This is a genomic window from Pseudomonas sp. GW821-FHT04D07, assembly GCF_059420225.1.
This window is the reverse complement of record NZ_JBWKTH010000004.1, coordinates 161,575-186,741: the sequence shown is the minus strand read 5'-3', so window position 1 is coordinate 186,741 and position 25,167 is coordinate 161,575. Positions and strand designations below refer to the sequence as shown.

Here is a 25,167-nt window from a genome sequence, read left to right as displayed (position 1 = left end):
GGATTTATACGAAACTCCCAGGCGAAAGGCAACTCCGCGGGCAGGGCCGCTCAGGTAAAAAACACCTCAAATACGGAAACCACTGACCAACTGCTCCAGCCGGGCCGTCTGTTCTTCCAGGTCGGAACAGGCCAGGAGCGTGGCATTGAGATTCTCCACCGCGTCCTTGTTCAAGGTATCGATCTGGGTGATGTCCATGTTGATCGCCTCGACCACGGCGGTCTGCTCTTCGGTGGCGGCGGCCACCGACTGGTTCATCCCGTCGATCTCGCCGATACGCCGGGTGACCTGTCCCAGGTGCTCGCCGGCCTGATTGGCGATGGCCACGCTCTCTGCGCTGTATTGCTGGCTCTCGGCCATGGTGCGCACCGCCTGCCGGGAACCGACTTGCAGTTCCTCGATCATCCCGTGGATTTGCTGGGCCGAAGCCTGGGTCCGTCCGGCGAGGTTGCGCACCTCATCGGCGACCACCGAAAAACCGCGTCCGGACTCACCGGCCCGGGCGGCCTCGATAGCGGCGTTGAGTGCCAACAGATTGGTCTGCTCGGAGATCGCCTGGATCACCTTGAGAATCTGGCCGATGCTGGAGGTGTGACTATTGAGTTGCTCGATCCGGGCGCTGGACGAGAGGATCTTGGCCGACAGTTCATTCATCGCCTGGATCGAGCGATCGACCACCCGTCGCGCTTCATCGGCCGTGTCCCGCGCATCGGAGGCGCCCTGTGAGGCATCCGCGGCATTCACGGCGATCTCCTGGGCGGCGGCACCCAATTGATTGATGGCCGCCGCGACACTGCTGGTGCGGTGGGACTGGTTGTCCGAATTGCTCATCGAGGCGTTGGAGGCGTTGACCACCCGACTGGCCACCTGGCTCAAGCGGGCGGTGGTCGAGGCCACTTCACGGATCGAACCATGGATCCGTTCGACGAAACGGTTGAACGCCCCCGCCAGGTGGCCGAATTCGTCGCGCGACTGGATCGGCAGGCGTTGCGTCAGATCGCCATCGCCCTGGGCAATGTCTTCCAGGGCACGGGTCATATGGTGCAAGGGCTTCATCAGCAGTCGGATCAACAGACTGAGCAGGACAAAGGTGATGGCCAGCAATACGACAGTCGCGATCACCACCGAGAGACGAAACTTGGCCAGCGCCGCGTAGGCTTTGTCCTTGTCGACAGCCAGGCCCACAGACCATTTCACCGAAGGCAAGCCTTGCACGGGCATGAACATCAGCAACTGCGTGCTTCCCGCTTGCCGCACCTCGGTCAGTTCGGCGCCGATCCGCGCCGGCTCCAGACCGTAGATATCGCGCAGGTTTTTGGTTACCAGGGTTTTGTCGGGGTGTACCAAAATATTGCCGTCGGCACTGACCAGGAAGGCATAACCGATGCCTCCGAAGTCTTGTGCGTTGATCATCCGGGCCATCTTGTCCAGGCTGATATTGACCCCGAGCACACCCAGTACCTGGCCGCCGGACTTCACCGGAGCCGCTTCGCTCATCACCAGGTAGTCGCTGCCCACGCCGATATAGGGTTCGGTCAGGATCGGACCGTTTTTAACCGCGTCCGCGTACCAGGGCCGCAGGCGGGGATCGTAGCCATCGGGCATGACCCGTTCGGGAAAGATATCGAAGGCGCCTTCGCGCGTTGCGCTGTAGCTGGCAACGAAGGTCGAGGTAAGCGCCGGCTGCTGGAGCAGCGTGCGGACTTTCTCCCGAGCCGGGTCGAGCGCGACGACCTGGGCCATCGCGTCCACCAGCAACAAGCGATCACTCAACCAGGTCTGAATATTCTGCGCCAGGACCTGACCGGTGGTGTGCAAGTTGTTTTCGATATTCCCGCTGATTTCGTTGCGCTGTTGATAATCGCCATACAGTGCGAAAACCGCAAAGACCACAACGACGACAGCAGAAACGGCAAGCAAGATCTTCTGACTGAACTTCAAACGAATATTCATGGTTTTGGCGACTGCACAATGGAGGGTTTTTGTTTGACTTTATATCAAGGCAGGACAAAACAACGGGCAGGGCGAAAGCCGCCCTTAATAGGGAAAGTTTCAGTGTTGATTAAAAAGTTGTCAAACAACAAATACCGGGGGACTGGCATCAAAAAAAGTGATCACCCCCATAGGGATAGCGTGCTTTTTATTAGCGTTTGAAGTTGCACTACTTGCTGTGACAAAAGTCCTCGCCGAGCGATGCCTACAAGCTTCCCTGCACCGGCAACGCCACCAAGGCAAGCAACCCGCCCCCCGCCTGATTACTCAGGGTCAGCGCGCCCCCCTGCTCCAGCACAATCGCCCGCGCTGCCGATAACCCCAACCCGACGCCACCGGTACTCTTGTTGCGCGAACTCTCCAACCGAAAGAACGGTTCGAATACCCGTTCAAGGTAATCCGACGCAATACCCGGCCCACGGTCCTGCACGTGGATCAACAGTCGCGCCCCTGCCGGCGTCAACTTGATCGAGGGCGCGTTAGCGTACTTGATGGCGTTATCCAACAAGTTGCCGACCACCCGTTTGAGCCCCAGCGGTCGCCCGAAGTACACCCACCTGGACGGTCCTTCGAAGCCGACCTCAACGCCCTGGTCGCGATAATCGTCCACCAGGGTTTGCAACAACTCCGCCAGGTCGAAAGAGGTCGCCTCTTCCAGGCGCGCATCGTCGCGGAAGAACTCCAGCGCGGAGTTGATCATCGCCTGCATTTCATCGACATCACGAAACAGTCGCTGCTGTTGCTCCGCATCCTCGATGAATTCACCGCGCAGGCGCATGCGAGTCAAGGGCGTGCGCAGGTCATGGGAGATGGCCGCGAGCATCTGCGTGCGGTCCTTGATGAAGTGCTGCAACTGGGCCTGCATGGCGTTGAAGGCGAGAATCGCCTGGCGGATTTCATGGGGCCCGACCGGCTCCACCGGTGGCGCCCGGAAGTCGACGCCAAAACGCCGCGCGCCCTGGGCAAATTGTTGCAGCGGCCTGGCCAGGCGGCGGGTGGCGACCAGCGTGACGACAGCGGTGGAAATCAGCACCAGCACAATCACTATCAGCCCGCGCGGCCCCTCCTCCAGTCCCCAACTGCGTGAGGCGGCAGAAAACATCAGCCAGGAGCCGTCGTCCAACTGGATCAGCAAGGCATAACGCCCGCCCGGCCCCGGCCAATCGGAGGGCCGATAGGCCTCGATCCGGCGATTCGGCGCATTGAGTGCCCGGCGTATGGCTTCCGATCCCCGGCCCCGCACTTCTTCGACGATTTTCGGCTGGGCGATATCCTCACGGTCACGGTACCAGTTGACCTGCATGTTCGGGTCGCTGACCACCACCGCCAGACGGGCCCGCTGCGCGGGTTCGGACGCATCGATCAGACGACTGATGGAGGCGATCTTTTCCAGCAAGCCGGTCTCGATCAGGGAGGGATAGGCCCAGACACCCGCCAGCTTGACGAACAGTGCGTTGAACCCCAGCGCCGTGAGCATGGCCATCAGGATAGTCAGGGCTATCCAGCGGGCCACCGTGTCCTTGGGACGATAACGCCCGGCTCCAGGGCGACTCACTGGCGCGTCACATCAGGGGTGAACAGGTAGCCGCCATTGCGCACCGTGCGAATCATCGCCGGGCGCTTGGTGTCGAACTCCAGCTTGCGTCGCAGACGGCTGACCTGGACGTCGATGCTGCGGTCGAATGCGTCATGACTGTGGCCCCGCGCCAGGTCCAGCAACTGCTCGCGGGTAAGGATGCGCTGGGGATGCTCGACAAATACCAGCAACAGATCGAATTCTCCGGCCGACAGCGGGATCATCACCTGATCCGGCGAGCGCAGTTCGCGCCGGGTCAGGTCCAGTTGCCAGTCGGCGAAGCGGATCAGCGGACGTGGCAGTTCACCGGCCAAGGGTCGGCTTTCCCCGGCCCGGCGCAACACCGCCCGGACCCGCGCCAGCAACTCGCGGGCATCGAAGGGTTTGCCCAGGTAGTCGTCGGCGCCCATTTCCAGGCCCACCACCCGGTCGCTCAACTCGCCCATGGCGGTCAGCATGATCACCGGGGTCGCGTACTGCCGACGCAGGCGCTGGCACAGCATCAGGCCGTTCTCCCCCGGCAGCATCAGATCGAGAATGATCAGGTCCGGGGCCTGGCGCTCCAGCGCGGACCACAATGCGGCGCCATCGGCGGCGACCTCCACCGTGTAGCCATGCAACACAAAGAATTTCTTCAGCAGGGCAAGGACCTCGAGGTCGTCGTCCACGATCAACAGACTGCTCACCGGCGGCCATCACTCGAAGTTGGAAAGAGCCCCATCTAAAACCATTCGCCGCGCTTCGTCATATATTTCAATGCGGTAACAAACCGTCAGCGACGCAATAAAGCAGACATCTTTGCGCAAGGCGCGACTGCCAGCATCGGCCATCCTTATTTCGCAGAGATTGTTTGCCCATGCCCCCGCTCAAGTGTTCGCCCGCCCTGCTCCGTCACGCCGCGCTGTTGCTGACTGTTTCGTACCTGGCCGGCTGCAGCAGTCAGGCCCCGGTGGCGAGCGCCAGTTGCGCGCAAGTCGATTATCCGGTGTTCGACCCGGCCCAGCGGGTCAACCGGGGGATTTTCGCCTTCAACAAGGCGGTCGATGACTATGCCCTGGCGCCCGTGGCTCGGGGTTATCGCCACCTGCCAAATTTTTTCCAGCAGGGTGTGCATAACTTCACCAGCAACTTTGGCGAACCCAAGGTCTTCGTCAACGACCTGCTGCAAGGCAACCTGAAACGTTCGGCCACGACCCTGGGACGCTTTACGGTCAACACCACCCTCGGCGTGGCAGGGCTGATCGATGTCTCGGACCCGATCGGCATCCCCCGCCACACCGCCGACTTCGGCCAGACCTTTGGCGTCTGGGGCATCGGCAACGGCCCCATCGTCGAGTTGCCGCTGCTGGGCACCGGCAACGCCCGCGATGCCGCCGGACGGGTGCTGGGCCTGGCCTTCAACCCCTTCGGCACAAACAGCGACACCGTCAAGACCCTGGCGACGGTCAACCTGGTCGGCGGCGTGATCGACCAGCGCGCCGAACTGCTGCCGCTCACCGACAGCCTGCAAAAACTGCCGGACTACTACAGCGCACTGCGTAATGTCGTCGCCGAACATCGCGCGGCTTTCGTCCAGGAAGGCAAGCAGGGCAGCACCCAGCCGGAAAAGGACCGCTGCCAGGGGGCCGCCCAGGATGGTTTCTGAACAGCGGGCATTGATTCTTGAACAACGAGTGAGCAAACACGCTGGCACCGACCTGCACTGCCATGAAGTCAGCCTGCGGCTCTCGGACGACCGGCGTCAGCTGATCCTCAGCTACTACTCCGAGCACTACAGCCCGCAACAAGGGGCGCAATGGGTCGAACGCCATCACCAGGTGCCAATGGACGATCTAGTGCGCTGGCTGGTCCATCGCGCGGAACATAGCGTCTGACCCACCATCCTTGAGCCCTTCTCGCCGGTCGCGAGAGTGAACCCGCACTCTCGAAACCGGTCGCGCTCCTACAGCTTCTTCTCTATTTCCCCCGCGAACCCGCGTAATACTTGAGCCCCGCACCTTCGGGATTTAATATCCACGCCGCTTATGTCGAGCATCAGTACCGGTTGCACGCCTGGCCCGCTCAGGTCGACACCGAGAAGAAAAACTAGAGAAGGTGAAGCAATGACGGGTGAAAACCTGACACCGGGTTTGCTCAAGCGCGGCCTGAAAAACCGCCATATCCAGCTGATTTCCCTGGGTGGGGCTATCGGTACCGGCCTGTTCCTGGGTTCTGCCGGCGTGCTCAAGTCCGCGGGCCCGGCGATGATCCTCGGTTATGCGATCTGTGGTTTCATCGCGTTCCTGATCATGCGCCAGCTTGGCGAGATGATCGTCGAGGAGCCGGTGGCCGGCTCGTTCAGCCACTTCGCCCATAAATACTGGGGCGGCTACGCGGGTTTTCTCTGCGGCTGGAACTACTGGGTGCTCTACGTGCTGGTGGGCATGGCCGAGCTCACGGCCGTCGGCAAGTACGTGCAGTTCTGGTGGCCCGATGTGCCGTCCTGGGTCAGCGCGGCGGCGTTCTTCGTGCTGGTCAACCTGCTCAACCTGACCAACGTCAAGGTCTTTGGCGAAACCGAATTCTGGTTCGCGATCATCAAGGTGGTGGCGATCATCGGCATGATCGCCCTCGGTTGCTACCTGCTGATCAGCGGCACCGGCGGCCCGCAAGCCTCGGTCAGCAACCTGTGGAGCCACGGCGGGTTCTTCCCCAATGGTTTCAGCGGCCTGCTGATGGCACTGTGTTTCATCATGTTTTCCTTCGGTGGCCTGGAGCTGGTGGGCATCACCGCCGCCGAGGCCAGCGAGCCGCGCAAGGTGATCCCCAAGGCAATCAACCAGGTGGTGTTGCGGATCCTGATTTTTTACGTCGGTGCCCTCACCGTGCTGTTATCGCTGTATCCGTGGGACCAGTTGCTGACCACCCTCGGCGCTTCCGGCGACGCCTACAGCGGCAGCCCGTTCGTGCAGATCTTCGCCCTGATCGGCAGCGACACGGCGGCGCAGATCCTCAACGTGGTGGTACTGACCGCCGCCCTGTCGGTCTACAACAGCGGCGTGTACTGCAACAGCCGCATGTTGTTCGGCCTGGCCGAGCAAGGCGACGCGCCCAAATCGCTGATGAAACTGAATAAACAAGGCGTGCCAGTACGAGCCATCGGGGTCTCGGCGCTGGTGACCCTGCTCTGCGTGGTGGTCAACTACGTGGCCCCCCATGAAGCGCTGGAGCTGTTGATGGCGCTGGTGGTGGCTTCGTTGATCATCAACTGGATCGTGATCAGCCTGACCCACCTGAAATTCCGCAAGGCCATGGAACGGCAAGGCGTGGTGCCGGGTTTCAAGGCCTTCTGGACCCCGTTCAGCAACTACCTGTGCCTGGCCTTCGTCGCGCTGATCCTGGCGGTGATGCTGATGATTCCGGGGATCAGTGTGTCGGTGTATGTGATGCCGGTGTGGGTGTTGTTCATCTATGGCTTGTACCGGCTGCGGCTGGCCAAGGGCCGGGTGCGGACGGTCAGCTAAAGAATGACACGCTGAGAACACCCCAGCTCTGTAGGAGCCGGCTTGCCGGCGATGAGGCCAGCAAGCCTTGCACCGTTCATACGGACGCCATCGCCGGCAAGCCGGCTCCTACAAGGACCCTGTCGTTCACAAAACCACGCCACGACACAAAACTGTAGGAGCAGCCGGTCGACGCTCGATTGCTCGCGATGCAGGCGACACGGTCCAGCAGACCGCCGCCCTATCCAGCTCAAGGTAATCGCACATTCCCGTCATACGGCGTCTGCAGGTCCCGTTCCGGAATTTCCCAGATCAGCAACTTCGGCGGCGTCTGCTTGAATGCAGGGCTGTCGAAGTAAGCTTTCGCCGCCCCGGAAAACTCTCCACCATCCTTGGCGAAATTGCCCACTGGCGCGCCCACCGCGGCCTCCAGAAAACCGACAAAATTCGAGTTGCGCGAGAACGACGTGCCGATCAACGCCGTGTTCGGCAGATTGTCGTCACCAAACAGATCATCAAGGTTCTCGCCCGTCGCAGCATCAGCTCGCTCCTTGACCTGCGTCGGCGCCACGCTCTCGGCCTTGGGCTGCAACGCCAGCGGCAACCAGTCGATCCCCGCCAGCCGCACCAGGTCACCCGGGCGTATCGCATCAGGCTGGGTACTCAACTCGTAGGTCTTGTGCGGCGTCACCGTGAATTTCAAGGCAGTGACCGCCTCGGCAATCCGCCCCGCCGCCGCCCTGGCCCCGGCCTCGCTCCAGTGGGTATCGGTACGCAGGAAAGCGCCCTCGCCCAGTGCCTGCAAGTTCGGCGTCAGATCCACCGCCGCCACGCCCGCGCCTTGCAGCCCGCTCAACCACGCGGCAATCCGTGGCTGGAATGCAGCCGGGCGCCTGAGCGAACAGAGTTGCGTGGCCGCGATTCGGCTCTTGTCCGGCACCACCGCCACCAGTAATTCAATACCGCGCTTGTTCAACGCCTGGCGCAAGTCGAGCACCGCCTGTGCCTTGGCCTGGGCATTGGCCGCCGCGTTGCGGTTCAGGCGCAGCTCGTCACTCAGGAACAACCAGCCCGAGCAGCCCTCGCGCACCCGTGGCCCGAGGTCGCCGTCGATCAACCAGCTGCCGCCGCGCTCAAGATCAGCCGCCTGTTTCGGCAGCGGCGCATCCGACAGCGTCTTGGCGAAACGGTGAGTGATCTCGCCATGCAGGAGGATATCCGGCGTCACCACCTTGGGCACGAACTCGATCGAACCCTTGATCATCAACCAGACGCAGGACAAGGCCCCCAGCGCCAGGAACAGGGTGAATATCACGCCCGCCAGGGGACTGGCGCGCATGGCCAGCGCGCTGGGCGGCGTCGGGGCAACGGACGGGGATTGCGTTGGCTGGTTCATCAGAATTGAAAGTACAGAAAGGGCACGGCTTCACGACTGGCGATCAGAGCGAACGACAGCATGAACCCGAACACGGGCCAAAGGGCCGCAGACAACATGAACAACTCGTGGCCTGCGAAACGTCTTTCCACACGGGGCTGCAACAGTGGCGCGAGAATGCACGCCAGCCCCAACAACGCCGCCAATCCGTGTACCGGGCGCAGGGTCACGGCCAGGGCATCGCCGAGGGCAAAGCCGTGCTGACCGAACTGGCCGCCATACATGCTCAGGGCCGTGGCGAAATCCGGCGAACGGAACAAGGTCCAGGCCAGGCACACGAACAACAGCGTAGCGACATGGCAGGCCCAGAGCGGCAACCCCGGCAGGCTGGAGCGCGACCAGGCGCGGTCGACGCACAATGCCACGCCATGGGCCGAGCCCCAGAGCAGGTAGTTCCAGCTGTCGCCGCCATGCCAGAGTCCGGCAATGGCCATGGTCAGGAACAGGTTGCGATAGGTCTTCCACACGCCTTTGCGATTGCCGCCCAGGGCGATGTACAGGTAGTCGCGCAACCAACTGGACAACGACAGGTGCCAGCGCCGCCAGAAGTCCTGGATGCTGTAGGCCAGGTACGGGCGGTTGAAGTTTTCCGGGAAGTGAAAGCCCAGCATCAGTCCCAGGCCGATGGCCATGGAGCTGTAGCCGGCGAAGTCGAAGAACAGTTGCAGCGAATACGCCAGGCAACCGATCCAGGCATCGACAAAGGACGGGTTGTCCAGGTGGAAAGCCACATCCACCAGCGGCGACAAGGTGTCGGCCACCAGCACTTTCATGCACAGACCGATCATGAACCGGCGCGCCCCCAAGGAGAAATTCAGCCAGTTGAAATAGCGCTGGTTCAGTTCCCGACGGACCCAGTCATAGCGAATGATGGGGCCGGCAATGCTGTGGCCGAACATGGAGATGTAGGTGGCATAGTTGATAAAGCTGCGCTCCACCGGCACCACATGCCGGTGCACATCCACCAGGTAGGAAATCGCCTGGAGGACGATAAACGACAACCCCGCCGGCAAGGCCACCCGCTGCCAGGCCATGGGCATGGCGCCGTAATAGGTGATCAACTGGTTCCAGGTCGCGGCGAGGATGTTCGCGTACTTGTACCAGCAGAGCACCGCGGTGTTGATCACGATCAGGGCGATCAACAGCCGTATCCGCCCTCGCGAATCCTCCCGCGAGCGGTCCACCAGCAGGCCGCCGACCCAGGCCAGCAGGGTCAGCACCATGTGCAGGAACAGGAACAGCGGGCTCAGCCAGCCATAGAACAGCCAACTGCCGATCAGCAGGATGACGTTGCGCCAGCCCGGTCGGGCCAGCGCATAGACCAGCAGAAACGCTGGCAGGAACAGTGTCAGGAATTCAAGCGAGGCGAAGACCATGGCAACGGGCGCTTCCGATTCAGTTGGACAAGCTATCCGTGGCGGTAATCAGGCGCGGCCCCGTCGACGAAGGCAGTAATAACAAACTGTAGCGCTTGTTCGCCTCCAATGCGCCGAGCTCGACCGCCGCACCCACCGGGTGGCCGGCGCAGACCAACTGCACCGCCAACGAAGCCCGTGGGTTCAGTTCCTGGCGTCGGGGGTTGCCGGTGGGCGCCTTCTGGAACAGGTCGACATCACGTCCGGCCAGGTTGACCCGCGCATCACCGCAGCTCGGGTCGGCATCGAAGAACGCCAGCGATGCCTTGAGCTGGTTGGGGATATCGAAGGCCTCGCTGAGCACCACTGGGCGGATGCCTCGCTGCGCATCCGCCAGGGCGAACACCGTGGCGAAATCGCCGGCGTTGACCTTCACGTCCAACGGTACGCTTTTGCCGTCGCGGCTCAGGGTGCCCTTGATCGGCTGGCCGCCAGACACCGGGATAAAGCCGCTGACCGCCTGGCCCTGTTCCAGCTTCAGGCTGCTGCTCGCCCCTTCGGGCCTCAGCTCCAGGGGCGTCTCGGCCGCGTTGACGAAACGCAGGTAGGCCGAGTCCTGGGACGGGCCGGTGGGGTACAGGGCAATCGGTCCGCTGAACGCGCTGGCACTCAGGGCCAGGCCGGCCAGGGTACCCAGCGCATTGAAAATCCGTTTCACTGTGCAGCTCCTTTCACGGCCGCGGCGGGCAGTTCGTTCAATGATTTACCGATGGCCGCCGCCCAGGATTTGTAGCCGGCGATGGTGAAGTGCTGGCCGTCGGAGGTGGTCCACTCGCCGGGCTTGGAGAACTTCGTCGAGTCGATATAGGTGCACGGCGCGACCATATTGGCCAGGGTGCCCGCCACCAGCTGGGTCCGGACCTGGTTCTTGCCGTACTGGTTTTCGTTGGTGTTGCTGCCGTTGGCCTTGCCCCATGCCGGGCCGACCCACACGCACTTGGCACCGCTGTCGGCGATCTGCCTGGTCAGCGCGGTGACGCTCTGGTAGGCCCAGACCTTGGGAAACGGTGTGGTCTTATAGGAGGCCATGGTGTCGCCCATGATCAGCACCACCAGGTCCGGTTTGTCCTTGGCGATCACCTCCTTGATCGGCTGCGTGTCCAGGGTCCCGCGACTCATTACCTTGATCTTTTCACCCGGTTCGCGAGTCGCGCCACAATCGAGTTTCAGCTTGGGCGTAACCCAATCCGCCGGGTTGGCGCCGCAGGCACCGATGGCGTGAACCTGGGCACCTTGCTGAGTCAGGTTGTCGTAGAGCGGGTTCATCAGCGAATCGGGGAAACTCATGTGGCTTTCGCCAATCACGAGCAAGGTCAAACCAGCCAGTACGGAAGAAGCCATGGATCAATTCCTCGTTGCATCAATTCGAATAAGGGGAGCCGAAAGGACTGACCGGCAGGGCCATCGGCCCGGTCATATCCTCGAAGGTGTAGCGCAGGTACACACCGCCGCTGAGCTGTCGGTAATCGCTGGCGTTGTCCACGCCCAGCGTGCCACCGAGGAAGACGCTCGAGCCGAACTTGTATTCGCCGGCCGCATTCAAGCTGTAGCCGACACCGGTTTTACTCGTGCTGTCGTAGCCCGTGAGCCCAGCGGCCGTGGCCCGTGGTTGCAGATCACTGTTGCCGGGGAAGACTTCGGCACTGTCCTGGCCGATATGCTGGACGCCCACCGAGCCTTTGATCCGGTAGGTGAAACGCTCGGTGCGTTGTGACCAACTGATCGGCACACCCAGGGAGAAGAAGCTTTGCGGGCTGAAATATCCGCCGTGGCCTACGGTGTAGAAGTCCTGGTTGTTCGCATAGGTCAGCGCCGAACCGCTCAGGCCCAGGGTGAGGATGCTGTCGGGGGCGTTGCGCAGGTACCAGTAGATACCGCTGCCCAGTTCGAAGCGGTTGTTCGACTCGACGTTGTTGCCCAACAGCACGTGCGCCGAACCATAGCCATAGGCGCCAACCTGCTGGTCGTCGTAGCTCAGTTCACCACGTACGCCGTTGGCCGTGACGCCGCCCCACTTGTCACCGGTGCGCGGATCGCGGGAGCCGGCAAAGGAGGTCACGCTGTCGGTGACCGCCCGGCGCGACACACTCACACCGTAGCGGTAGTCGGAATTGCCAGCGAATGGCTGATTGAGGCTGACACCGCCAATCGGCGTGCTGTAGAGGAAGCCCAGCGGGCTGACGCCGAGGTCCGCCTTGAGGCCTTGCTCCTTGTCCCGGTAGGCCACGGCCACGCCGACACCGTTGGCGGTCTGTGAACCGACCGGGTCCAGGCCGCTGGCACCGAAACGCGCCTGGGCAGGATCGCTCGGGCTGCCAGCGGACAACGACACCGGGGTGATCTGTAGTGCCATGCTGGCGCTGTTGTCACCCACCGGCACGCTGACTTCGAAAGGGGTTTCGACGTCCGTCAGCTTGCTCAGGCCTTTTTCGCCATTGTTGCTGCGCACGGTCAACCCCTGGACGACATAGCCGGTGCGGTCTTCGACGATCTCATTCAAAGCAAGCTGCGCCGGGCTCAACGCCGGGCGCGAGGTGCCTTCGCGGGCGTAGACATTGCCGAACGGATTGGCCGCGGCATTCGCCCCGGCCGCGACGCCGGTCCTGCGTTCGACGGCTGTCGGCACCACCTCGCCATCGCCGGTCCCCAGGCCTGAGCCCAGGCCCACGACAGGGGCATTGATCGGCGGCGGGACCAGGTTCGACGATGCCAGGGCCGTCACCTGCTGGCGTTGACCGGGCAACCCGACAAAGGGATTGGCCGACGGCGTCGAGGCCTGCGAGGCCGACGCCATATAGATTTCCTGGCGCTGGCTGTCTTCGATCTCGATAGCCTTGCGCAGCAGCTTGCCGGCCTCGCCGGTCTTGCCCATGCCACGATAGATCCGTGCGGAAGCGGTCAGGGTTTGCGGTACCCCGGGCTCCAGTTCAAGGGCCTTTTTCACCGATTGCTCGGCCAGGCCGAAGTCCCGTCCTTGCAGGGCAATATCGGCCAGGCCCAGCTGCAATTTGGCATTGCCCGGGTCGGCCTTGATCAGCGGCTCATAGAGCTCCCGGGCCTTTTGCGTATTGCCGCTGGCGGCATACATGCGCGCCAGCGACGACACCGCCTGGCTGTCGTTGGGCCGTTGCTTGAGGGCCGGCGAGAGCATGTCGAAAGCCGCCACCAGGTCGTTCTTTTCCCGCAACTCATCGGCCTGCTTGACCCGGTAGAGGAACAACAGGTCTTCATAGCGCTTGCTGGCGGTCTCGTTCATCGGCTTGCCCTGCAGGTCCCGCAGGATCTCGCTGGCCTGGGCATCCTGGTCGGCCTTGAGCAGCACCCCGGCATAGAGCAATTGCAGGTCGGGGGTCGATGGCAAGCGGTCGAGCACCTGGCGCATCAGGCTCACGCCCTGCTGCGGGTTACCGGCTTCGGCATAGGCGGCCGCCAGCACGGCGACACGCTCGGGCTTCTGCCCGGCCAGCGGTTCGCAGCGTGACAACAGGGCCCAGGCTTCCTGGCGCTGGCCACGGCGAGCCACGTCCACCGCCAACTCGGTCTGGATATGCAGGCGGATATCCAGCTCCATCTCATTCATGTCGCTGCTGCGCTTGGCCGCTGGAATCCGCGACAGGGTGCGCTGGGCCTTGCTCCACTCACCCAGCTCAGCCGAGAGCAAGGTGCTGGTGTAGAGCGCGTCGGGCTGGTCGGGTTGCTGCTTGAGCAGTTCGTCGATCAGATCGCGAGCCACCTGGGTCTGGCCGTCGCGCAGGTAGACGCGGGCCAGGGCGAAGCGGCTCCAGGGGTTTTTCGGGTCATCGGCCAGGGCTTCCTTGTAGGCCTTTTGCGCCGCCATCAGATCGCCGCGACGTTCGGCCAGCTTGGCCACCTGGATGGCGCGCAAGGCGCGGATTTTCACCGTGGGCGCCAGACGCGCCTGGTCCGCCGCCGACAGGCCATCGATCAGGTGCAACGCCTCATCGGATTTACCCGCCCGCGACAGCACATTGATCAATCCGGAGAGAGCCTCCGGGTAGTTCGTCGTGCGCGCCAGCACCTGGCGGTAGCCGGCTTCGGCGGCGTCCAGTTGCCCGGCCTGGGCCTGCCAGTTGGCCAGGGCCGTGGGGCCGGCCGGTTCAGCCGGATTCTTGGCAATCGCCTGTTCGATCAGGGCTCGGGCCTGGGTCTGCCGACCACTGCGCTGGGCATCGCCGGCCTGGTCCAGCAGGATCCAGTAACGCACGTCGTCGAGAGCGGCATTCCACTGTGCGCCGCCCGGCAGGCGGGTGGCTTGCACCAGGTAGGCTTCGGCCTCGCCCAGACGCTTCTGTTGCTGACGCACGATGCCCATGCCGCCAAGGGCATCGTAATCGTTGGGGCGCTCCTTGAGACGCGCCTGCAAGGCCTGTTCGGCGCCGGCGATGTCACCGCCATCGAGGGCCTTGAGACCACGGGCCACCTGCGGGTCGCGCTGCCAGCCGGCACCGCCGCGGCCCTGGGCGAGCCCCTTGTTCATCAGCGCACGGATCTCGCTATCGTCCGGGTGGGCCTGCAAATACTGCTGGAACAACGACACCTGATCGCGGGAGGGTGGACCCAGCCACTGCAAGGCGAAACGCCAGGTTTCGTCGGCGTTGCCGCCGATGTCCGGGTTGTGCGACAGGCGTGCCAGGGCGCGGATGCCTTCCGGGCGACTGTCGGGGTTACGTGCCAGGTGCAGGGCCAGGAACAGGTCGAGGATCGCGTCGTCGGGACGCTCCCGGCGCAACCGTTCCAGCCCCGTGCGGGCCTCGGGCCAGCCGCCGGTGGCAAAACCCAGGGTGTTGTAGTACTCACGGGCAATCAAGCCTTGCGGCTGATGTCCGTCGAGCAGTTGCCGGTACACCACCACCGCCTTGTCGCGCTCGTCGGCGTCGCTCAGTTCGCGGGCCTTTTCCAGCAGTTGCTGCTTGTCGTCCGGGCTCAGGGCGATGTCCTGCTCCAACTGCAAGGCCAGGCGTGGCAGCGGCTTGATCGCCTGCAAGCGCGCCAGGTAGCGGCGGGCACCGTCCAGGCGTTTTTGTTGCAGGTCGATCAGGCCCAGGCCATAGAGCGCGTCGGGTTGCTCGGGAGACAGGCCCAACAGCTTGCTCCAGGCTTCGGCAGCCCGGTCCGGATGCTCCTTGGCCTGCCAGTAGTAGCCCTGCTGGATCAGCAGCGACTGCGGGTTGCCGATCTCGGCGGCCAGGCCGGGCATCGCGACCAGCGCGGCACACACCGCCAGGGCTAGGGTTTGCTGGCGCATGGAGCCTCCCAGGACACTTTCAAGGTACCGTCCTTGTTGAACTGATAACGTTTTTCAGTCCAGCCCAGTGAGAACAGGCTCAACACCACGTGGTAATACTGGTGCTGGCTGTAGGCTGGATCGGCGGGGTTGCTGTAGTGCGCGATCGCCTCGTCGACGATCCGCTGCTGCTGGTCGGCCAGCAACGGCAGGCCCTTGGCCCGCAGGTAGGGCACCAGGGACGCGGAGAAACCGTAAGGGCCAATGCCCTCGGTGACGCCCGTGACCACCTGGACCTTTTCCGGCGGCACGCCGGTGGAGGCGACGGACTGGGCCATGCCGTCGAGGTTGTCGAGGATCGGCTTGGCCAGCGGGTCGGCGGGCGAAGTCAGGCCGGCCCACAGGTACGTACGGATGGCGTCGTAGCTGCCTTGGGCCGAGGTGAATTTGTCGACCACGAACATGCCTTTGTTGACGTCCGTGCCGCGGTAACCAACCCAGTCGGGGACGAAGCCGAAGCGGTTCAGGTTCTTGTCGGCGATCATCTTCGCGGTGCTTTCGGCGACCTCCTTCCAGGCCCCGGACGGGCTCTCCTGGCTGAAGCGCCGCAGCAGCGGGATCGGCGTATAGCTGGCGTTGAAACGCCAGAGCTGATCCGGGTGCTCATAACCGACCGGGCCCGGCAAGAGCATCTTGCCCAGCCCCGGGATGTTGCGCACCAGGGTCTTGTCCAGGTTGTTCAGCATCCGCTGGGCATCGCTGCGGTACTCGGGCTTGTGCCACAGGCGATCGGCCTCCAGCAGCGCATAGGCGATCCAGAGGTCGGCATCGCTGGCCGAGTTGCTGTCGATCACACCCCAGCTGCCGCCGCTGGTCGGGCCCCACAGCCAGCCGGGCAGATTCTGCGTGATATTGGCCCCGGCCATATTGTCGCGGGTCCAGCGCCACAGCGCGTCGAAGGTCTGCGGATCATTGCCGACCAGGGCGAAGAACATGCCGTAGGCCTGGCCTTCGGAACTGCTCTGGTTGGGGTCCATGCTCGAGCCGAGCATGCGTCCGTCCTTCTGCACGAAACGCTCGGCGTAGTTTTTCCACAGTGGCCAGTTCTGCAACGAGCAGGACTCAGCCTGCGCGGCCAGCGGCAGCAGCAGCGCGAGGGACAACAACAGTCGACGCCGGATCATGACAGACGCTTCTTCGCGCGGGCACGCAGGAACAGGAACAACAGGCTGGCCACCAGCAACAGTCCCAGCACGGTCACCAACAGCATCCAGTGCATGTTCTGCGACAGCAACCATTGCACGCGCTTGAACAGATTCAGCTCACCGACGTAATACTGCTCGTCGGCCACCAGTGAAGTCAGCTCGGTGCCCTGCACCACCGCCAGGCTGCCCTGCAGGCTGCCCTTGTAGCCGTCGCCGCCGATCATCGCGGCCGTGGCCTCGGCCAGCCCTTCGGGCCTGCCGCTGGCAATCACCACCACGCTGCGACCGGGCTTGAGCGGCGATTCGAAACCGGCCAGGTAGGTGCTGCTGCGGGGGCCGGTATAGCTCACGGTCAAGGTCGGCTTGCGCTGGTTGGCCGCCGGATCCGGGCTGATCCACTGGCGCACGCGCAGGGTCAGGTCGGACAACGAGAAACGATGGTTGTCGCCCGAGACAGCGGCCGGCAAACGGTCGATCCACTGTTTGAGCAACGGCTGGTTGTCGCCCGAGGCCAGCACCAGCAGGTCCTTGTCACTGACCGACTGCACATCCGCGGCACTCACCACCTGCACCGCCGTAGCCGGGTAGCCGGTGGAGTCACCGAAACGACCGAGCACGGTCAGGTAGGCGCCCCACTCCGCCGGCCCGCTGTCGTCGGGCAGTACCACGGCGCTCTGCGAGAGGTCGGCCAGGCGGGTGAACGGGAAGCCGCTGTCGTTGAACACGCCCAGGTTCGGCAAGGCGATGTAGTGGTTGTAGCCGGTCAGGTCGAGGGTCGAATCCGGGTCGACCAGGCCGCGCATGTTGTCGATGATGATGTCGCGGCATTCGCCCTGCTTGATGTAGTCGAACATAAACCGCAACTGCAATTGCGACTGCGCGCCCGCGGAACCCAGGGGGATGCGCACGACGGCTTCGCGAGGCAGGCTTTCATCCTTCTGCAGCAGGCTCAGCAGGCTTTCGCCACCGCCCAGGCTCTTCATCGAAGGCAGGGGCATCGACTTCATGAAGGTGTTGTTCAGGCTCACCAGCAAGGAGGAATTGCTCGATTCCTGCTGTGGGGTGTAGCGGTACTTCAGATCCAGCCGCACGCCTTCCTCGCGCCAGTTGAACATGTCCGGTGGCAAGCGCAACGGTACGGTGATGGAGCCCGGGTTGTAGCCGGAGACGCTGAGCAGCTTGGGATCGAGCAGTTCGCCAAGCTTGACCGGCCGGTCGGACGGCAGCCAGTTGGGCGCGTCGTAAGGCTTGCGCGGGCTCAACGAATCAAGATGGTCGATGACCACGCTGTTACCCACCAGCGCCTTGCTGCCGAGGGCCACGGCCGAGGCCGCGAGCTTGAGTTCGGCGGCATCGCGACCGGCGACGATCAGGAGCTTGCCGTGGGGATCGCCGGGGTGGCTCACCAGGGTGACCGTCGGGCCCTTCGGCGCGGGAATGGCCAGCCCACCCAGCTGCACGGCGTCCTTGCTCTCGACCAGGACAATGGCGTTGCCCTTGTCCGGCAGTTGCCCGACCTTGCTGGTGAAGCTGGCGCCGCGATAAGCCGCCAGAGCCCCCAACCACGATGACAACGCACCGGCCCCTTCCAGGGCGGCGTGGTCCGGCGTCTTGGCAAACACGAACGGCAGATTCAGGGGAAGCGAGTCGCGACGATCGAAAAATGGCAGCGGCAGAATCGACAGGTCGTCCTTGAGCGGGATCGGCGACACATTGAGCTCAAGCTCCGAGCTGTTGTTGATCTTGGCCCACAGGCTGCTGTGCTGTGGGTCCTCGCACTGCATGGTGTAGTGCCCGATAAATTGCAGGCGCAGACGGTTGAACTCGGTGATCAGGTGCGCCGGGATAGTCACCACCTGCTCTTGCGGCTTGCCGGCACCGTCCTTGGGCAGCGCCAGGCTGGCGGCCACTTCATCGTTGACCAGCACGTTGATCTGCGACAGGTCGGCGAGCAACGCCGGCGAGTAGCTGTAGCGCAGCAACAATTGCGCGCTGTTGACCACCTCGTCGGCGCGGATGTTGAAGCTGACGCTGTCGGTCGCTTCCACACCCTGCAGGTTCATCGTGTCCACGCGCCCCAGTTGCTTGAGGGTCAGGCTGTGGCTGTAGCTGTCGGCCGGCAGCTGTGGCGCGACACTGGCCGGCACCACGGGCACCGCTGCGGCGCTCTCGGCCCAGGTGTTATGGACCAGGCCTCCCAGGCACAGTGCCGACGAAGCCAGGAGCATGAGAGGACGACGAGTACTGCGCAGGGCGCGGCGGGTCAACGGTGTGTGGGTCATGACTTATCCATAAGAGATGCGAGCGGTTTCAAAGATGCGTTTTTTCTAGCCGGTGGGGCCGGGCGGACAGCCGCCTGTTGATCGGTAGGACGCCGACGTGCGGGCAACAACAACGCCTTGAGCAGCGTGCCCAGGCCGATCAGGCCAATGGCACTGACCTCGCGCAGGGCCGACAGCGGCGTATCGAGCTTGCCGCTGCCCCAACTGGTGGCCCAGGTGTCGGCGCGGGAGAAGGTCATGCGCACCAGCTCGCTTTGCTGGCGCAGGGTCAACGGATCGAACAGCGCGCCCAGGTACTGACCCTTGCTGAACACCACCGTGGTGTCGAACTCGCAGGTCGCGGCGTTGCGGAACAGCGTCACCCGTACCCGCTCACCGGCTGTGACCGTGGTGCCCGCCGGCAACTTGATGCCCAGTCCGCGCTGAGAGAAATCCTGGGTCACGCCATACACCGGGGTACCGTCGGGCAATTCGACCTTGACCGGCAACTCGGCGCTCACCCGTGGTTCGGCGCGGATCTGCCGCGACTCACTGGCCACCGCCACGGCGGCGCTGGTGATGATCAGGTTGTAGAGCGTCCAGAGGGCGTTGATCAGCACGGTGATCGCGGTGGCCGGATCGCCCCAGATCCATTGGTGGACAGCAAAGCCCAACCCGGTGAGGTTCAGCACCAGCAGGACGATATAGGGCCGGGCCAACTTCCAGTCGAAGAACTGCTGGTCGATGATCCCGCCCTTGTCGGTGACGTTGAAACCGCCAAAGCTGGGCTTGATCAGTGCCATCAACACCGGTGGCATGATGTACCAGGCCAGCACCGTCTCGTAGACCTCGTTCCAGAACGAATGCCGGAACCGCCCCTGGATGCAGGAGTTGGTCAGGTTCGAGTGGAACAGGTGCGGCAGCACATAGGCGGTGATCATCAGCGCCGAGGCGTGGAAGATCTCCGCACCGAAGATCAGGTACGCCAGGGGCGCAGTGAGGAATACCAGACGCGGCAAACCGTAGAAGAAGTGCAGCATGGCATTGGCATAGCAAATCCGCTGGCCGAGTTTGAGCCCCTTGCCCATCAGCGGGTTGTCCAGGCGGAAGATCTGCGCCATGCCCCGGGCCCAGCGGATGCGCTGGCTGATATGCCGTGACAGGCTTTCGGTGGCCAGGCCGGCGGCCTGGGGAATCGCCAGGTACGCGGTGTTGTAGCCGGCGCGGTTGAGCTTGAGGGCGGTGTGGGCGTCCTCGGTGACGGTTTCAATCGCCACGCCGCCGATTTCTTCCAATGGCTGGCGCCGCAGGATGGCGCAGGAGCCGCAGAAGAAGGTGGCGTTCCACAGGTCGTTGCCATCTTGTACCAGCCCGTAGAACAACTCGCCTTCGTTGGGCACGGCACGGAAGGTCTTGAGGTTCTTCTCGAACGGGTCCGGGGAAAAGAAGAAGTGCGGTGTTTGCAACATCGCCAGCCGAGGGTCCTTGAGGAACCAGCCCATGCCGATCTGCAGGAAGGAGCGGGTCGGCACATGGTCGGCGTCGAACATGGCGATGTACTCGCCATCGGTCACCTTGAGGGCGGCATTGAGGTTCCCGGCCTTGGCGTGGGCGTTGTCGTCACGGGTGATGTAGTTGACGCCAATGCTCTGGCAAAAGCGCCGGAACTCGTCGCGGCGACCATCGTCCAGCACATGCACCCGCAGCTTGTCCTTGGGCCAGTCCATCGCCTGGGCGGCGAAGATGCTCAGCTTCACGATACTCAAGGCTTCGTTGTAGGTGGGGATGAACACATCCACCGTCGGCCACTCGCTGGGGTCGCCAGTGAGCAGCACCGGCCGCCGGCGCAGGGGCCAGGCGGTCTGCACATAACCGAAAACCAGCACCACCAGGGCGTAGATCTCCGCCAGCACCAGGCCATAGCCGAAAGCGATATCCAGCCAGCCTTCGAAACCGAGGGTCTCGGTCAGGCGCCAGTACATGTAGCGCAACGAGGCGACCAGCGAGAGCACGATCAGCAACAGGATTGGCAAACGCCCTGGCATGCGCTTGACCAGCAAAGCCAGGCCGAAGCACAGCGCGGCGAACAGGCACTGGCTGTAAAGGTCCAGCGGTGCGCTGACGATGCTGAGCAGCAACAGCCCGCCGATCAGCGAAATGCCCAGGATCAGTGCCTTGCGCAGCGCCCCCGGCCATTGGTTGAAGCGTTCCAGCCAGGCGTTGAGGCGCAGTTCCGAGCGCCCCGGGAGATGAGGCGTGAGGTTTGGATCGCGGGTCATGACAAAGAAGACTCTTGCGTACCGTACGTGAGCAGTTCGCACAGCGAACTTGTGAGGTCGAGGACGTCCTGGCAGCCTCGGGTGCTTGGGGTATGCGCCAGCGGATTACGGTCGTACGCCAAGGCTTCGCTGATGAAGTGATCCTGGCGGATCACCCCCAACAGCTGATTTCCTGTTCTTTTTTTCAGCACTTCGCACAAATCGAGGCTGAACTGGCGGGACGTGTCCAACTGGTTGATCACGACTTTGTATTGCGCGGGGTTTTCCCGTTGCAGGTAGGGAGCGAGCAGCCGGTCCAACTGATTGAGACTGGTGTAGGCCGCCGCATCGGCGAGGGTCACGCCCAGCACCACATCGGCGATTTCCAGCGCCTGGGCCAGGTAGACCGATGCTCCTGGCGGGGTGTCGATGACCAGCGTGTCCTGCTCATCCAGGGCCAGGCGCGCCAGCTGGCGGGCCAGCCAGAGACGATCGTTTTCCAGGCGCTGTTCCAGGCTCCGACGCAGCGGTTCGCCGACCACGCCATAGGCCAGGCAACGGCTACCGGCAAAGCCTTTGCGGATCAGCGGCTGCCAATCTTCGTCGGCGCTGTCGGAGCGGGCGATACCCGGCCAGTCCTCACTGCCTCCCAGGTGCAGGCACAAGGCGTTTTGCGGATCCAGGTCGAGCGCGAGCGTGCGCCCGCTGGAACGTTTGATCGCACAGGCCAAGGCAGCGGCCAGGGTGCTCTTGCCCACTCCCCCCTTGGCCGAAACCACCACAATGACCTTGGCCTTGAGCTTGGGCGTCGCCTGCCCAACAGGCTGCACGGTAGACACACCACCGCGCTGTTGTTCGATCTCTACCAGCAGCCGGCTCAACGGCGTGGAGCCTACGTGCGCCATGGAGGACGAGGGGATGACACTCAAGGGTTCAGTTGGTTGAGGGGCGAGGCTGACAGTCACCGGCTGTGGTGCCGGAACTTCGGGGACTGGTGGCGGCGTGTCTTCGCAGTAGTCATAGCTGGGTTCGATTTCCCGGTAGCTCTCGACACTCCCCCCAAATCGATTGAACAGATTCGCAATGTCATCTGAACGGTGCATGCAGGCATCCCTTCGTACAAGTAGGTTCAACTCAAATGTAAGGGGACAAGCACACGTCTAGCTGTACATTCCATTGCCCGTTAATTCCCGGATTGCTCTCTCCCCAAGCGCTATCAATTTGATAGCGTCATTATTTTGTTGTCCAATAGATTTTCATCAGAAAAAAAACGAGTATCGCCAATAAATTGGCGAATAAGCTCAACGCATTCATTTCACTGGTAAATTCTCTCCTTCCGAGACCACTGACCGGTTGAGTCGTGACAATGGCGCGTGGGTCCAATAGATTAGGCGCCCTGAAATGCCCCGGCCTTTCGAGCCTCACCCCAGTTAAATGACACTGAAATAGCGAAATTTCGATGCCTGATTCCCATACCGATGAAGCCGTAACCTCCTTGTCCGCCAAGCGCGAATACGAAAACGCCATCCATCTTTCCCAGCATGTGCCCCAGGCCAAGAACATCAGCGAGATGGTTCTCGACGCCTTCCACACCTCGAAAGAAAGCGACCAGATTCGTGAACTGCGTCTGGCGATCCGCCAGGCGCACGACCGTTTCGACGACGACAAAGCCTACGAACTCATGGGCCAGCTCAAGCAACTCAAGGACGCCGAGGCGGCCGATATCGCGGCCCTGGAAGACCTGAGCACGAAATTCCCGATCAGCCGGATTCTCTCCAGCTACAAGGACGATCCGGCGTTCCAGGAACTGGTCTATGGCTTGGCGTTCAAGGTGCTGAACCAGACTCACCAGGCCCTGAGCAACCCCGGTGCTGGCAAGGGCAAGGCCGCGCGCGTCAAGAAAGAAGCGCCGGTATTTGTCATCAGCAAGGACGACACCAGCATCACCTTCCCGCTGCGCACACCACGCAGCAAGGCCAATGCCGACCGCGAAGCGTTCGAATTCCTCGGCTTTGCCTTTGCCGGCCACGGCGACCTGGCCGAACTGCTGAGCGAAACCTTTGTCGACAACGAAGGCAACGAACAGCCGGCGACCCGCCAGAACATCGTCACGGCGATTCAGCAGCAGACGGCGTTTGCCGGGTATAGCGTCGTACAGCAATGACGCTCCGCCGCTGAACGGGCGCGGCGGCAACTGAAAAGAGGCAGGTGCGTTTCGAGGTCAGTCGCGGTGAGGGCTGGCCTGGGATGGGCCTGCCTTTTTTGATTCGATGCGGGAAACCTGGACAGACCGATACGGCCCGGAATTGAAGATCTGGCAGACAAAAAAAACCGCTTAGGTAGCGGTTTCTTTTTTGCGGGCTCCGGTTAGGCCAGAACTCGCGCAGCCTCATAGGATGCACTGGTGTGTGGAACGATTATACCGCGGCGAGTAACACGTGCAAGCCACACTCCTTGCCACTTCTGTAACAATCAGAGCACAGGCCACAGCGACAATCGGAAAAACCCTGTTTGAATAAACATCCTGAAACTACTTTTATCGGAAACATGGCCTTTTGAGCACATTTCCGTCCTCAGTAGAGTGGGTATCATGCACGGGCTATCACGTCAGTCAACATGAGGCTTGGCCAGGCACAGGCGCTGACTTAGGGCCCCCTGACACGGAGTAGGACCCGTGCCGGACTCGCTCAGGGGGCCATCAGCCCGGCCACCTCATAGTTTGCACTGGTGTGTGAACCCTAAGGTGTACATGTTCCGGTAAGTACGCTGGAGGTTTGGCCCACCTGGGAGGGCCAGAGTATGTCCAAGTTATTTCGACGTACGTGGAGCCTTGCAGTCAATACCCTTCGTGCTTATCACGTTTGGAATTTTCTGCGAGATCACTTTGATGACCGTTAAGGTCTGAGCAGTGGCCCGCTTCGACTTCGGTCGAAGCGGGTTTTAGAAATGTGTTAACTCTTGAAAAGCATTGAGCTCCACACAATTTTTTTTGCAGTTCGAGCCATGTTCTGTACTTTGCAAAACCTGAAAGCTAGAACTTTATCGCGTCACATACTTCTATATTTCCTACAACAAACGGTACAGTATTAGCGTGCCATAGACCGTTGCGTCCCCGCTTTTGGCCCGAGACACCGAAATCAATGCCAAAGGAGTGAGCAGCGATGGTCGAGCCATCCAAAAGCGGACCCTGGAACAGCCAACTCGGCGATATCAACCAAGACGTCATACACGCAATCCTCGAACTGGTCAGCGATGGCGTCTGGGACTGGAATGCCAATACCGGCCTGGTCTACCGCAGCCCCGGCTGGTACGAGATGCTCGGCTACTCCCCCAATAGCCTGCCGAACAACGTCTTCACCTGGGAGAACGTGATTCATCCCGACGACTACCCACAGGTGATGGCCCATTTCGACGATCACCTGAATGAACGCACCCTGGGTTATCACGCCGAGTACCGCTGCCGAACCCGCAGCGGCGACTATATCCTGATCGAAGATCGCGGTTATGTGATCGCCCGCAACCCCGACGGTTCGGTCGCACGGATGATTGGCGCCCACCGCAGTCTCGAAGACCAGCGGCGCCTGCTCGAACAGCTGGAAGTACGGACCCAGTCTTTCGAGGCCATCGTCGCCGAACGAACCGCCGAACTGTCACGGGTCAATCGGCGGTTGCAGGCCCAACTCGAGGAAAACCGCCGCCTGGCCGAGAGCGATTCACTGACCGGGGTTGCCAATCGCTATCGCCTGGAAAAGATCCTGTCCCGGGAATGCCAGCGCGCCGGACGCTTTCGCCAGGCGCTGTCGCTGATTGCCATGGATATCGATGATTTCAAGCTCATCAATGACCAACACGGGCATCAAGGCGGCGACACAGTACTGGTCGAGGTGGCGCAGACGCTCCAGGGCTGTCTGCGCGACAGCGACCTGCTGGCACGCTGGGGCGGCGACGAGTTCATGATTGTCCTGCCGGACAGCCCACTCACCGCCGCCATGAACCTGGCGCAACAGATGCGCGAGCACCTGCGGCAACGCAAGCCCCTGGGCCTGAGTTCGCTGACGATGAGTTTCGGGGTGGTGGAACGTTGCGCCGACGAGCCCATGGCCGAACTGATGAGCCGGGCCGACCAGGCCCTGTATCGCGCCAAGGGTGCCGGCAAGAACGTGATTTCCAATTGAGGCGGCATTCAGCGGAAGCGCCTTCAGGCAGCATCGGCTTTTCCTGCCGACACAAAAAACCCCGCCGAAGCGGGGTTTTCTTTTGACCATTCCAACGTCCTGTCGGCTGCCGTCCTGGCGATG

General features: G+C 62.5%; 17 protein-coding genes and 1 pseudogene. 5 read left to right on the top strand and 13 right to left on the bottom strand.

Features of this window, described 5'->3' with window-relative positions:
- Positions 1 to 66 precede the first annotated feature (66 nt).
- From AC07T0_RS08240 to AC07T0_RS08225, 4 genes and pseudogenes are all read right to left on the bottom strand, one after another.
- On the bottom strand, positions 67 to 831 hold the full coding sequence (locus tag AC07T0_RS08240) for a methyl-accepting chemotaxis protein (RefSeq protein ID WP_495000795.1): 765 nt from the start codon (positions 829 to 831) through the stop codon (positions 67 to 69).
- 93 nt (positions 832 to 924) lie between these two features.
- Positions 925 to 1,953, bottom strand: a pseudogene (locus AC07T0_RS08235) (HAMP domain-containing protein); the annotation flags it as partial.
- A 244-nt stretch (positions 1,954 to 2,197) separates the two neighbouring features.
- On the bottom strand, positions 2,198 to 3,475 hold the full coding sequence (locus tag AC07T0_RS08230) for a sensor histidine kinase (protein ID WP_495000794.1): 1,278 nt from the start codon (positions 3,473 to 3,475) through the stop codon (positions 2,198 to 2,200).
- A gap of 68 nt (positions 3,476 to 3,543) precedes the next feature.
- Positions 3,544 to 4,254: a response regulator gene (locus AC07T0_RS08225; RefSeq protein WP_495000686.1), complete on the bottom strand. Its 711-nt coding sequence runs from the start codon at positions 4,252 to 4,254 to the stop codon at positions 3,544 to 3,546.
- A 170-nt stretch (positions 4,255 to 4,424) separates the two neighbouring features.
- On the opposite strand from AC07T0_RS08225, the gene AC07T0_RS08220 reads away from it, so the two are divergent.
- The 3 genes from AC07T0_RS08220 (at position 4,425) to AC07T0_RS08210 (ending at position 7,071) form a co-directional block, all read left to right on the top strand.
- Entirely contained in the window at positions 4,425 to 5,213 is a 789-nt protein-coding gene (locus AC07T0_RS08220; protein ID WP_495000685.1) for an MlaA family lipoprotein, read from the top strand.
- A 28-nt stretch (positions 5,214 to 5,241) separates the two neighbouring features.
- A complete protein-coding gene (locus AC07T0_RS08215) occupies positions 5,242 to 5,442 on the top strand; it encodes a hypothetical protein (RefSeq protein ID WP_495000684.1) in 201 nt (66 codons plus the stop codon).
- 228 nt (positions 5,443 to 5,670) lie between these two features.
- Positions 5,671 to 7,071, top strand: a complete 1,401-nt coding sequence (locus AC07T0_RS08210; protein WP_495000683.1) for an amino acid permease — start codon at positions 5,671 to 5,673, stop codon at positions 7,069 to 7,071.
- Positions 7,072 to 7,300: 229 nt separating this feature from the next.
- Here the strand turns inward: AC07T0_RS08210 and AC07T0_RS08205 are convergent, their stop codons facing one another.
- The 9 genes from AC07T0_RS08205 to bcsQ are packed head-to-tail and all read right to left on the bottom strand — an operon-like array spanning position 7,301 to position 21,972.
- Positions 7,301 to 8,446: an alginate O-acetyltransferase AlgX-related protein gene (locus AC07T0_RS08205; protein WP_495000682.1), complete on the bottom strand. Its 1,146-nt coding sequence runs from the start codon at positions 8,444 to 8,446 to the stop codon at positions 7,301 to 7,303.
- Positions 8,446 to 9,861, bottom strand: a complete 1,416-nt coding sequence (locus AC07T0_RS08200) for an MBOAT family O-acyltransferase (protein WP_495000681.1) — start codon at positions 9,859 to 9,861, stop codon at positions 8,446 to 8,448. Before AC07T0_RS08200 ends, AC07T0_RS08205 begins: the two co-directional genes overlap by 1 nt.
- Before the next feature lie 19 nt (positions 9,862 to 9,880).
- On the bottom strand, positions 9,881 to 10,558 hold the full coding sequence (locus tag AC07T0_RS08195) for a cell division protein FtsQ (protein ID WP_495000680.1): 678 nt from the start codon (positions 10,556 to 10,558) through the stop codon (positions 9,881 to 9,883).
- Entirely contained in the window at positions 10,555 to 11,241 is a 687-nt protein-coding gene (locus AC07T0_RS08190; RefSeq protein ID WP_495000679.1) for an SGNH/GDSL hydrolase family protein, read from the bottom strand. Before AC07T0_RS08190 ends, AC07T0_RS08195 begins: the two co-directional genes overlap by 4 nt.
- A gap of 19 nt (positions 11,242 to 11,260) precedes the next feature.
- Positions 11,261 to 15,166 (bottom strand): cellulose biosynthesis protein BcsC, encoded by a 3,906-nt coding sequence (locus tag AC07T0_RS08185; RefSeq protein ID WP_495000678.1) that lies wholly within the window; start codon positions 15,164 to 15,166, stop codon positions 11,261 to 11,263.
- Positions 15,148 to 16,329, bottom strand: a complete 1,182-nt coding sequence (gene bcsZ / locus AC07T0_RS08180) for a cellulose synthase complex periplasmic endoglucanase BcsZ (RefSeq protein WP_495000677.1) — start codon at positions 16,327 to 16,329, stop codon at positions 15,148 to 15,150. The genes AC07T0_RS08185 and bcsZ overlap by 19 nt, the downstream gene beginning before the upstream one ends.
- Positions 16,326 to 18,632, bottom strand: coding sequence for a cellulose biosynthesis cyclic di-GMP-binding regulatory protein BcsB (gene bcsB, locus AC07T0_RS08175; protein WP_495000676.1), 2,307 nt, complete (start codon positions 18,630 to 18,632; stop codon positions 16,326 to 16,328). The genes bcsZ and bcsB overlap by 4 nt, the downstream gene beginning before the upstream one ends.
- Entirely contained in the window at positions 18,629 to 20,890 is a 2,262-nt protein-coding gene (gene bcsA, locus AC07T0_RS08170) for a UDP-forming cellulose synthase catalytic subunit (protein ID WP_495000675.1), read from the bottom strand. Before bcsA ends, bcsB begins: the two co-directional genes overlap by 4 nt.
- On the bottom strand, positions 20,887 to 21,972 hold the full coding sequence (gene bcsQ / locus AC07T0_RS08165) for a cellulose biosynthesis protein BcsQ (protein ID WP_495000674.1): 1,086 nt from the start codon (positions 21,970 to 21,972) through the stop codon (positions 20,887 to 20,889). The genes bcsA and bcsQ overlap by 4 nt, the downstream gene beginning before the upstream one ends.
- A 356-nt stretch (positions 21,973 to 22,328) precedes the next feature.
- Between bcsQ and AC07T0_RS08160 the strand changes: the two genes are divergently transcribed.
- Entirely contained in the window at positions 22,329 to 23,033 is a 705-nt protein-coding gene (locus tag AC07T0_RS08160; protein WP_495000673.1) for a hypothetical protein, read from the top strand.
- 997 nt (positions 23,034 to 24,030) lie between these two features.
- Positions 24,031 to 25,044, top strand: coding sequence for a sensor domain-containing diguanylate cyclase (locus AC07T0_RS08155; protein WP_495000672.1), 1,014 nt, complete (start codon positions 24,031 to 24,033; stop codon positions 25,042 to 25,044).
- Positions 25,045 to 25,167: the final 123 nt, after the last annotated feature.

Excerpts from the sequence above, each read along its gene's own strand:
- AC07T0_RS08200 (WP_495000681.1), bottom strand. The coding sequence starts at position 9,861 with ATGGTCTTCGCCTCGCTTGAATTCCTGACACTGTTCCTGCCAGCGTTT.
- AC07T0_RS08155 (WP_495000672.1), top strand. The coding sequence starts at position 24,031 with ATGGTCGAGCCATCCAAAAGCGGACCCTGGAACAGCCAACTCGGCGAT.
- AC07T0_RS08230 (WP_495000794.1), bottom strand. The coding sequence starts at position 3,475 with ATGGCCATGCTCACGGCGCTGGGGTTCAACGCACTGTTCGTCAAGCTG.
- AC07T0_RS08210 (WP_495000683.1), top strand. The coding sequence starts at position 5,671 with ATGACGGGTGAAAACCTGACACCGGGTTTGCTCAAGCGCGGCCTGAAA.
- AC07T0_RS08240 (WP_495000795.1), bottom strand. The coding sequence starts at position 831 with ATGAGCAATTCGGACAACCAGTCCCACCGCACCAGCAGTGTCGCGGCG.
- AC07T0_RS08185 (WP_495000678.1), bottom strand. The coding sequence starts at position 15,166 with ATGCGCCAGCAAACCCTAGCCCTGGCGGTGTGTGCCGCGCTGGTCGCG.
- AC07T0_RS08190 (WP_495000679.1), bottom strand. The coding sequence starts at position 11,241 with ATGGCTTCTTCCGTACTGGCTGGTTTGACCTTGCTCGTGATTGGCGAA.
- AC07T0_RS08205 (WP_495000682.1), bottom strand. The coding sequence starts at position 8,446 with ATGAACCAGCCAACGCAATCCCCGTCCGTTGCCCCGACGCCGCCCAGC.
- AC07T0_RS08160 (WP_495000673.1), top strand. The coding sequence starts at position 22,329 with ATGCCTGATTCCCATACCGATGAAGCCGTAACCTCCTTGTCCGCCAAG.
- bcsZ (WP_495000677.1), bottom strand. The coding sequence starts at position 16,329 with ATGATCCGGCGTCGACTGTTGTTGTCCCTCGCGCTGCTGCTGCCGCTG.
- bcsB (WP_495000676.1), bottom strand. The coding sequence starts at position 18,632 with ATGACCCACACACCGTTGACCCGCCGCGCCCTGCGCAGTACTCGTCGT.
- bcsA (WP_495000675.1), bottom strand. The coding sequence starts at position 20,890 with ATGACCCGCGATCCAAACCTCACGCCTCATCTCCCGGGGCGCTCGGAA.
- AC07T0_RS08220 (WP_495000685.1), top strand. The coding sequence starts at position 4,425 with ATGCCCCCGCTCAAGTGTTCGCCCGCCCTGCTCCGTCACGCCGCGCTG.
- bcsQ (WP_495000674.1), bottom strand. The coding sequence starts at position 21,972 with ATGCACCGTTCAGATGACATTGCGAATCTGTTCAATCGATTTGGGGGG.